At 67.7% G+C, this 9,230-nt stretch carries 7 protein-coding genes; 2 read left to right on the top strand and 5 right to left on the bottom strand.

Annotated elements, in window-relative coordinates; all coding sequences use genetic code 11:
* Nucleotides 1–14 precede the first annotated feature (14 nt).
* Genes ABGA94_RS02315 through ABGA94_RS02335 form a run of 5 tightly spaced genes read right to left on the bottom strand, consistent with a single transcriptional unit; the run spans nucleotide 15 to nucleotide 5,665 of the window.
* Entirely contained in the window at nucleotides 15–1,082 is a 1,068-nt protein-coding gene (locus ABGA94_RS02315; RefSeq protein ID WP_375366284.1) for an acyltransferase family protein, read from the bottom strand.
* Entirely contained in the window at nucleotides 1,082–2,230 is a 1,149-nt protein-coding gene (gene nagA, locus ABGA94_RS02320) for an N-acetylglucosamine-6-phosphate deacetylase (protein ID WP_375366286.1), read from the bottom strand. The genes ABGA94_RS02315 and nagA overlap by 1 nt, the downstream gene beginning before the upstream one ends.
* Nucleotides 2,230–3,258, bottom strand: a complete 1,029-nt coding sequence (locus ABGA94_RS02325) for an SIS domain-containing protein (protein ID WP_329847761.1) — start codon at nucleotides 3,256–3,258, stop codon at nucleotides 2,230–2,232. Before ABGA94_RS02325 ends, nagA begins: the two co-directional genes overlap by 1 nt.
* A 7-nt stretch (nucleotides 3,259–3,265) precedes the next feature.
* Nucleotides 3,266–4,333, bottom strand: a complete 1,068-nt coding sequence (locus ABGA94_RS02330) for a LacI family DNA-binding transcriptional regulator (RefSeq protein ID WP_005411045.1) — start codon at nucleotides 4,331–4,333, stop codon at nucleotides 3,266–3,268.
* A gap of 39 nt (nucleotides 4,334–4,372) precedes the next feature.
* Nucleotides 4,373–5,665, bottom strand: a complete 1,293-nt coding sequence (locus ABGA94_RS02335) for a sugar MFS transporter (RefSeq protein ID WP_095378297.1) — start codon at nucleotides 5,663–5,665, stop codon at nucleotides 4,373–4,375.
* A 375-nt stretch (nucleotides 5,666–6,040) separates the two neighbouring features.
* Between ABGA94_RS02335 and ABGA94_RS02340 the strand changes: the two genes are divergently transcribed.
* Nucleotides 6,041–7,057, top strand: a complete 1,017-nt coding sequence (locus ABGA94_RS02340) for a glucokinase family protein (protein WP_005419334.1) — start codon at nucleotides 6,041–6,043, stop codon at nucleotides 7,055–7,057.
* Nucleotides 7,058–7,200: 143 nt separating this feature from the next.
* Nucleotides 7,201–9,230 (top strand): TonB-dependent receptor (locus tag ABGA94_RS02345; protein WP_375366288.1); only part of this gene is annotated, 2,030 nt, incomplete at its 3' end.

The following is a 9,230-nucleotide window of genomic DNA, read 5'->3' on the forward strand; positions in this document are numbered from 1 at the left end:
GACCCCGGGGCTGCTCAGATCTTCAGGTAGATCTTCCGCCGGTCCAGCCACCATGCCACGCCCCACCACAGTGCGACGAACGCCAGCGCCTGCAGCATCGATGCCAGCTCGAGCGCCTGCGGCATCGCGGCGGCCAGCTGCTGCCAGATCCAGCCCCAGGCGCCGGTCGCCATCAGCACCACCGACATCACCGATGCCCCCAGGTACGCAGTGATCGCGTTGACCCCGAAGCGCCGGCCCAGCGCCGGCCATCCCTTCAGGTCTATCAGCACGTGGCCCAGCCACAGCGCCAGCGCGGCCAGGCCACCGGTCCACAGCACGTAACTGGGCGTCCACAGCTGCTTGTTCAACGGCAGCACCCCGGCCAGCAACAGGCCCAGCACGGCGGTCGCCACGCCCAGCCCGGCCAGTGCCGTCGAACGCCCGCTGCGCAGCAGGCCACCGGCCAACAGGCCGAGCACGGTACTGCCCAGTGCACCCAGCGTGCTCAGCAATCCTTCCGGATCATGGCCGAGGCGGGTATCGGCATGCCATTGATAGATCCACGGTGCGAACAGCGTGGTGTCCAGGCGGCTGGCCGGGTTGGTCCACGGCGCCAGGTCACCGACGCCCAGCAGCAGCACCGTGTACCCCACCAACAGTCCAACAAGCATGCCGGCCTGCATGCGCGGCCGTGCATACACCGCCAGCACACCCACCAGCGCCGCGCACACGGCGATCCGTTGCAGCACCCCCCAGATGCGGAAGTGATGGGTATCCAACGCCCACCAGATCAGCAGGTGCAGCAGCGCACCGGCCAGCAGGATGCGCAGCGCGCGCTCCAGCACGCCGCGCGCCAGTGCAGGTCTCGCTGACGCGTCCAGCGCGCGCGGCGCTACGCTGAACGCCATCGACACGCCCACCAGGAACAGGAAGAACGGGAACACCAGATCGGTGGGCGTGCAGCCATGCCAGTCCGAATGGCGCAGCGGTGCGAACACCGCACTCCAGTCACCCGGGTTGTTGACCAGCAGCATCGCCGCCACGGTGCTGCCGCGCAGGGCGTCGATCGAGCCCAGCCGGCGTGGCGGCGTCGCGTTCATCAGGCGGCCTCGTACTGTCCGGCAATCCACGTGCCACGTACCTGCAGCGCATCATCCAGCAGCACCAGGTCGGCCTGGTAGCCCTCGGCGATGTGCCCCAGGCGGTCGTCGACGTTGAGGAACTGTGCCGGATAGGTCGAGGCCATGCGCGCGGCTTCGGCCAACGGCTGGCCGAGCAGCTGCACGGTGTTGCGCACGGCGGTGGCCATGTCCAGCGCCGAGCCGGCCAGCGAACCGGCGGCATTGCGCACCACGCCGTCGATGGCGGTGATGGTTTCGCCGTACAGCACGTAGCTGGGATCGTCGGCGCCAACCGGCGGCATCGCATCGGTCACCAGCAGCAGACGGCCGCGCGGCTTGGCCGCCAGTGCCACGCGCAGGCTGGCCGGATGCACATGCACGCCATCGACGATGATGCCGATCCAGCTGTCGCGGTCTTCCAGCGCAGCGCCCACCGCGCCGGGCTCACGGCCCTGCAGCGGCGACATCGCGTTGTACAGATGGGTGAAGCCACGCACGCCAGCATCCAGGCCGGCGCGGATCTCTTCGTAGGTGCCTGCGGTGTGGCCGGCGGCCACGATCACGCCACGTTCGACCAGCGCGCGGATGGTCTCCAGCGGCACGCGCTCCGGCGCCAGAGTCAGCAGGGTCACGCCGTTGTCCAGCGACGCGGCCAGCGCGATCTCTTCTTCGTCCGGCACGCGGAACTTGCTGACATCGTGCGTGCCCTTGCGCGCCGGCGCGATGTAGGGCCCTTCGAGATGGATGCCGATCACGCCCGGCACGCCCTGCGCGATCGCCTCGCGCAGCGCACCGATGGCTTCGCGCATCACCGCCACGTCATCGCTGATCAGCGTGGGCAGCATCGCGGTGGTACCGAAGCGGCGGTGAGCCTGCGCGATGGTACGCAGCGAGGCAACATCGGGCGTGTTGTTGAACAACGCGCCGCCACCGCCATTGACCTGCACGTCGATGAAGCCGGGCAGCAGCCAGCCGCCGCCCAGGTCCACCTGCTCGGCAGCGTGGCCCAGCTGCGGTGCGGCGTCGGGCAACAGCGCGCTGATGCGACCCTCTTCGATCACCACAGCCAGATCGTCGCGGAACTCATCGCCTGCCAGGATGCGGGCATTGCGCAGCACGGTTGCCATCACACCGTCTCCGTGACCTTGTTCAGGTGCGGCGGCAGGTCCGGGTTGAAGCCACGACGCAGCGCCAGCGCATTGATCGCGCGATAGAAGCTCTGCACGGTCAGCAGCGGTGCGCACAGCGGGTGCGGTGCGGCCGCCACCGGCAGGTTGCCACCGGCGCCGGCCAGCCACACCTGCGCGCCGCGCGAGGTGAATTCATCGACCACCGCTCGGGTGCCAGCGCCGGTTTCGTCGGGCTGGGCGAAGGCCAGCACCGGGAAGCCACGGTCGACCAGCGCCATGGGGCCGTGCTTGACCTCGGCCGAGCTGTAGGCTTCGGCGTGCAGGCTGCAGGTTTCCTTGAACTTCAGCGCCGCTTCCTGCGCCGCGCCCAAGCCCAGGCCACGGCCGAGCACGAACAGGTTGGTGGCCTCGACCAGGCCTTCGGTCACCGCGCTCCAGTCGCACTGCCAGGCTTCACGCATCGCGTCCGGCAGCAGGTCCAGCGCGTTGCGCAGGCTGCTGTCCTGCTTCCAGTAGGCGGCCAGCTGCAGCAGTGCAGCCAGCGAGGCCAGGTAGCTCTTGGTCGCCGCCACGCTCTTTTCGGCACCGGCATGCAGCGGAATGACCGTGTCGGCCAGCTGCGCCAGCGGCGAATCCTCGACGTTGACCAGCGCGATCACGCGTGCGCCAGCGGCCTTGGCCGCCTCGGCGTTGCGCAGCAGGTCCGGGCTCTTGCCCGACTGCGAAATGACGATGAACAGCGCACCGCGCAGCTGCAGCGGTGCGGCATAGACCGACCCCACCGACGGCGAGGCCGACGCAACCACCAGGCCCAGCTGGGTTTCCAGCAGGTACTTGCCGTAGGTGGCGGCATGGTCGGAGCTGCCGCGTGCACAGGTGACCACGAACGGCGGCGGCGCCGCGCGCAGGCTGGCGGCCAGGGTTTCCAGGGTGGCGTGGTTGCGCGAGAACTGGCGGGCAACCACGTCGGCCGCTTCGGCGGCCTCGGCGAACATCAGGGTGGACGTGGGGTCTGACAGCGACATGGCGGGCTCAGGCAGGATCGGAAGGAAGGGGGCGTGCGCCGGCCGGGCGCATCGGCGCGGTCGAGCCGCGCACCACCAGCTGCGGCACGAAGCCCTGGTTGTGCAGCGGTGCCGGCGCATCGTCGTAGGCGTCGCTGCGCAGTTGTGCGATCAGCAGGCGCGCGGCGTGGCGGGCGATGTCCTCGGTGGCCTGCTTGGCGGTGGTCAGCGGCGGCCACGACTGGCGCGAGAACGGGCTGTCCTCGAAGCCGGCGATGGACAGGTCGTAGGGCACGTTCATGCCGGCCGACTTGGCGGCGGCCAGCACGCCGGCAGCGATTTCATCGTTGGAACCGAAGATGGCGGTAGGTGGCTCGCGCAGCGCCAGCAGGCGACGCGCCCCACGGAAACCATCGTCGAAGGTGTAGTCGCCCTGCACCACCAGGTGCTTGTCCACGGTCATGCCGTAGTCCTTCAGCGCCGCTTCGTAGCCGGCGTAGCGTTCGCCCGAGGAGCGGTGCGAGCTGCCGCCCCAGAGGAAACCGATGCGCTGGTGACCGAGCTGGATCAGGTGCTCGGTGATCTCGTAGGCGGCCTCGCGGTCGTCGACGAACACGCAGGCGCCGTCGGCCGGGTCTTCAGTGGCGGCGATGATGCGCACCAGCTTGATGCCACGCGCGGTCAGCGCCTGGATCAGGTCGCGGCGCTCGGACATCGGTGCGGTCAGCACCAGCCCGGCCAGCCGCGAGCGCTGCACCCAGTCGGCCAGTTCATCGGCCAGCAACGGCGAGCTCGAATCACAGGGATGGATCTGCAGGCCGAAACCGGTCTCGCGGCACGCGGCCAGCACGCCGTTCTGCACGCCGATGATGTGGTACGGGTTCGGGTTGTCGTAGACCAGCCCGATCACGAAGGTAGTGCCGCTGCGCAGGTTGCGCGCGGACGGATCGGGCTCGTAGTCGAGCTCGGCGATGGCACGCAGCACCCGCGCACGGGTGGCCTGCATCACCGAGGGCTCATTGTTGATCACCCGCGAGACCGTCTTCAGCGAGACCTTGGCCTTCTCCGCAACGTCCTTGATGGTCGCTCTGCGCATGGGTTTTCCCTGGGGTTGGCTGCCGTCCATCATCGCCGATCAGGCCTTGTCCTGCGGCAGGCCGGCACGATGGCCGATCACCGAGTAGAACAGGATGTACAGGTAGCACGGCACCATCAGCAGCACGAACACCAGCTGGAAGTCGATGTGCTGCTTGAGCACGGCGAACAGCTGCGGAATGATCGCGCCGCCGGCGATGCCCATCACCAGCAGCGCCGAGCCGGTCTCGGTGAAGCGGCCCAGGCCGCGGATCGCCAGCGGGAAGATCGCCGGCCACATCATGGCGTTGGCGAAGCCCAGCAGCGCCACGAAGGCCACCGAGACGTAGCCGTGGGTGGCCCAGGCGCCCAGGCAGAACACCACGCCCATCACTGCCGAAATGGTCAGGTAGCGCGACTGCGAGACCAGGCCGGGGATCGCCAGCAGGCCGACCACGTAGCCGGCCAACATCGCAGCCAGCGTCAGCGAGGTGAACATCTTGGTCTGGTCCAGCGGCAAGCCGAAACCGTGACCGTAGGTTCCGATCGCATCACCGGCCATGACTTCCACGCCTACGTACACGAACAGGCACAGCACGCCCAGCCACAGATGCGGGAACTGGAAGATGCTGCGGCGCTCGGCCGTTCCCGGTGCACCTGACGGCGTTGCATTGGCTTCGGAGGACTTGATCTCCGGCAGAGGCGAGAACAGTACGGCCACCGCCAGCACCACCAGCAGCGCGGCCATCGCCAGGTACGGCGCATGGATCTTGGCGGCGAATTCGTTGAGCAGCGCGACCTTGGTGACCGCGTCGGCGGCCTGCACCTGCTTGTCCAGATCGCCGATGCCGTGCAGCACCAGGGTGCCGATCAGCACCGGCGCCAGCATGCCGGCGATCTTGTTGCAGATGCCCATCAGCGCGATGCGGCGTGCCGCCGTTTCAATCGGGCCGAGGATCGAGATGTAGGGGTTGATCGCGGTCTGCAGCAGGGCGAGGCCGCTGCCGATCACGAACAGACCGCCGAGCGCGCCCGGGTACCAGCGCTGGGTCGCGAACTCACCGAACAGCGCGGCCCCCCCGGCCATCACCAGCAGGCTCAGGCTCAGGCCCTTCTTCATGCCGGTGCGGCGCAGGATCCAGGACGCCGGCAGGGCCAGGAAGAAATAGGACAGGTAGAACACCATCAGCACGAGGAAGGCACCGACCTCGCTGAGTTCGAAGGCCAACTTGACGAAAGTGATCAGCGGGCCGTTGAGCCAGGTGAAGAAGCCGATCAGGAAGAACAACACGCCAACGATGGCGATGGAGGTGGCCACGTTCGGGCGCGCGCTTGCAGCGGGGACGGCGGACATCAGGAGGGCTCCTGCGGCGACGGCCGCAGAACGCGGCGTCGGAGAGTGGCTGGGAACAACGTTGTCACATTCTTTCGATGGACAACGGCGGTTTGTCAACTTCCATGCACGCCTGCCTGAACCTCGTGCTGCACTGCGCAAGTCCGCCGCGGTACGCCCCGCTGAATGCGCGGCAGGTCTAGAGCCCCGTGCACCAATGGTTCCCACGTGAAACCCGCGCTCACACCGTGTAAACGTTTACTGCGCGCCGCATTCGTTGCGACGCAGCAACGAAAGTGTCACGAACTCGTTGACATCGTTGTCAGCGCGGTTACAGACTCCGCCCCAATCGCCGCCCCCGATCCCCGGGCCGGCCCACCTGCAGCAGGAGCCCGCGTGACCGCCAGCCACCCCGCCCCGTCGCATGTCCTGTCCCGCGTCGCGCCCTCGTTCCTGGCCGCCGACGTCGGTGGCACCCATGTGCGCGTGGCCCGGGTCCAGGCCAGCGGTGACGCCGCCCATCCGGTGCAGGTGCTGGAGTACCGCAAGTACCGCAATGCCGACCATGCCGGCCTCAGCGCGATCCTGTCCGACTTCCTGGGCGAAGGCCCGCGGCCCACGCATTGCGTGGTTGCCAGCGCCGGCTATGCCCGCGAAGACGGCACGGTGATCACCGCCAACCTGCCGTGGCCGCTGTCGGCGCGCCAGGTGGAAGCCGAGGTCGGCCTGCAGCGGGTCTACATCGTCAACGATTTCGAAGCGGTGGCCTACGCCGCCGCGCAGGTGGACGCCAGTGGCGTGCTGCACCTGTGCGGGCCGGAGACCGCCGCGCGTGGCCCGACCCTGGTGGTCGGCCCCGGCACCGGCCTCGGTGCAGCGCTGTGGATCCCCACCGCGCACGGCCCGGTGGTCCTGCCCACCGAAGCCGGCCAGCCGACCCTGGCGGCCAGCACCGAACTGGAAATGGCCATCGTCCGCCACATGCAGCGCGACCGCGCGCACGTGTCGATCGAGCATGCGATCTCCGGCCCTGGCCTGATGAACCTGTACCGTGCGGTGTGCGCGCTGCAGGGGCAGGCGCCGACCCTGGCAAGCCCCGACGCAGTCACCGCTGCGGCCATGGCCGATACCGATGCGCATGCGCGCCAGGCGCTGGATGTGTTCTGTGGCCTGCTCGGCAGCACCATCGGCGACATGGCGCTGTTCTACGGCGCCCACGGTGGTGTCTACCTGGCCGGCGGCATCCTGCCCCAGATCCGCGAATACCTGCACGCCAGCACCTTCGTCGAACGCTACCTGCAGAAGGGGCCGATGGGCGAAGCGCTGGCACGCATCCCGGTAAAGGTCGTCGAGCACGGCCAGCTGGGCGTGGTTGGCGCTGCCAGCTGGTACCTGCAGCAGTCGGCCGCCTGACACCGCAACAGGCTTCAACGCAATCGCAGCACGCAGTACGTGGCACGCCAACGCACGGGACTTCGCCGCCGCCCCGCGCATGTCATCGCAACCGTAACCGAACACCGCCGCCGGCACCCAATCGAGTGATGAGGAGAGACATCATGAACACCCGCAAGACCCTGCTTTCGGCCGCCATCGTCAGCTGCATCGCCTTCAGTGCGCACGCGCAGCAGGCGGCCCCGACCGCCACCGATCTGGACACCGTGACCGTTACCGGCATCCGTGGCTCGATGGAGAAGTCGCTGGACACCAAGCGCGAAGCCAATGCGCGCGTGGAAGTGGTCACCGCCGAAGACGTGGGCAAGCTGCCCGCGCACAACGTTGCCGATACCCTGCAGCGCCTGCCCGGCGTGAACATCAGCTCGTCCAGCGCCGACGAAGGTGGCTTCGATGAAGCCGACCGTGTCAGCCTGCGCGGCACCAGCCCGAGCCTGACCCAGACCCTGATCAACGGCCACACCGTCGGCTCGGCCGACTGGTTCGTGCTCAGCCAGGGCAACAACGTCGGCCGCAGCGTCAGCTACTCGCTGCTGCCGTCGGAACTGGTCAGCTCGGTGGAAGTGAACAAGTCCTCGCAGGCCAAGCTGCAGGACGGCGGTACCACCGGTACCGTCAACATCATCACCCGCAAGCCGCTGGAGTTCTCCAAGCCGTTCACCGCGGAAGGCTCGATCGGCATGGTGCGCTCGGACCAGGCCAAGTCGAACGACCCGCAGTACTCGGCACTGTTCAACTACAAGAACGAGGAAGGCACCTTCGGCGTGATGGTGCAGGGCTTCAGCCAGAAGCGCGAGCTGCGCCGTGAAGCACAGGAAATCCCGGGCGGCTTCTTCAAGATCGGCGCCGGCGATCCGGTCGCCAAGACCAATCCGGACCTGATCGGCGTCAATGTGCCGGGCCTGCTGGGTTCGACCCTGTTTGAGCAGACCCGCGAGCGCAAGGGCGGCCTGGTCTCGTTGCAGTTCAAGCCGAGCGACAGCCTCACCCTGGGCCTGAATGGTTTCAGCTCCGAGCTGAAGGCCAACAACTACAACCGCAACTTCATGATGTTCGGCAACAGCTTCGCCAAGTCGCAGGCGCCGGATCCGGGCTATGTGGTCAAGGACGGCGTGCTGACCAACGCCAGCTACAGGGGCGTGCCGGGCACCGACTATGCGGTGTACGACATGATCTACCGCGAGTCGAAGGCCAAGTCGAGCTATGTCACCTTCGATGCCGACTGGCAGATCAGCGACAGCCTGACCGCCACGTTCCAGGCCGGCAGCACCAAGGGCACCGGTGAGACGCCGCGCCAGTACATCGCCGAGGTCACCCTTGCCAACGGCGGCGGCGCCAGCTGGGCCACCCACGGCAATGGCTCGCCGATCGACTGGAACGTCGGCGGCGACCTCTCGCCCAACGGCGTGACCAGCTTCGGCACCTGGGGCAACCAGCAGGTCACCGCCGAAGACAAGGAGAAGTGGGCAACGCTCGACTTCAACCAGTACTTCAACGATGGCGGCGTACTGAGCTCGATCGACTTCGGCCTGCGTTTCGCCGACCACAAGCGCGAAGCGCTGTCGCCGGAAGGTGCAACCCCGGGTGACATCTGGAGCGCGCTGAAGAACGGTGCCACGGCCAACTATCCCAGCGGCTTTGCCGGCGACATCGGCGGCACCTTCCCGCGCAACCTCTGGTACTTCACCCCGGGCGCGCTGAAGGACGCGGTGACCAACAATTCCACCTGGCTGGCCGGCAATGATGGCCCGACCGGTCGCCACAACTATGGCGCCGAGTGGAAGGTGAAGGAGAAGAACTTCGCCGGCTACGTGCAGGCCAATTTCCGCGGCGACTGGTGGAGCGGCAACGTCGGCCTGCGCTACGTCAACATCAAGCAGGACATCGACACCTACAACGCCGTCAGCAAGGCCGCCGATGCCGATGTCAGCAGCCTGTTCGGCATGTGGGAGCGCCTGGCCTTCCAGAACAAGCGCAACCGTGTCCTGCCCAGCGCCAACATCAAGTTCGACCTGGACGACTCGCTGGTGCTGCGTGTCGCCGCCTCGCAGACCCAGACCCTGCCAGACTACTCGGCGCTGGGTGCCTCCTCGTACGGCTCGGACCTGAACCGCACCGGCGGTGGCGGCAATCC

The organism is Stenotrophomonas sp. 3diitr2024 (assembly GCF_042136455.1).
GTDB lineage: Bacteria > Pseudomonadota > Gammaproteobacteria > Xanthomonadales > Xanthomonadaceae > Stenotrophomonas > Stenotrophomonas sepilia.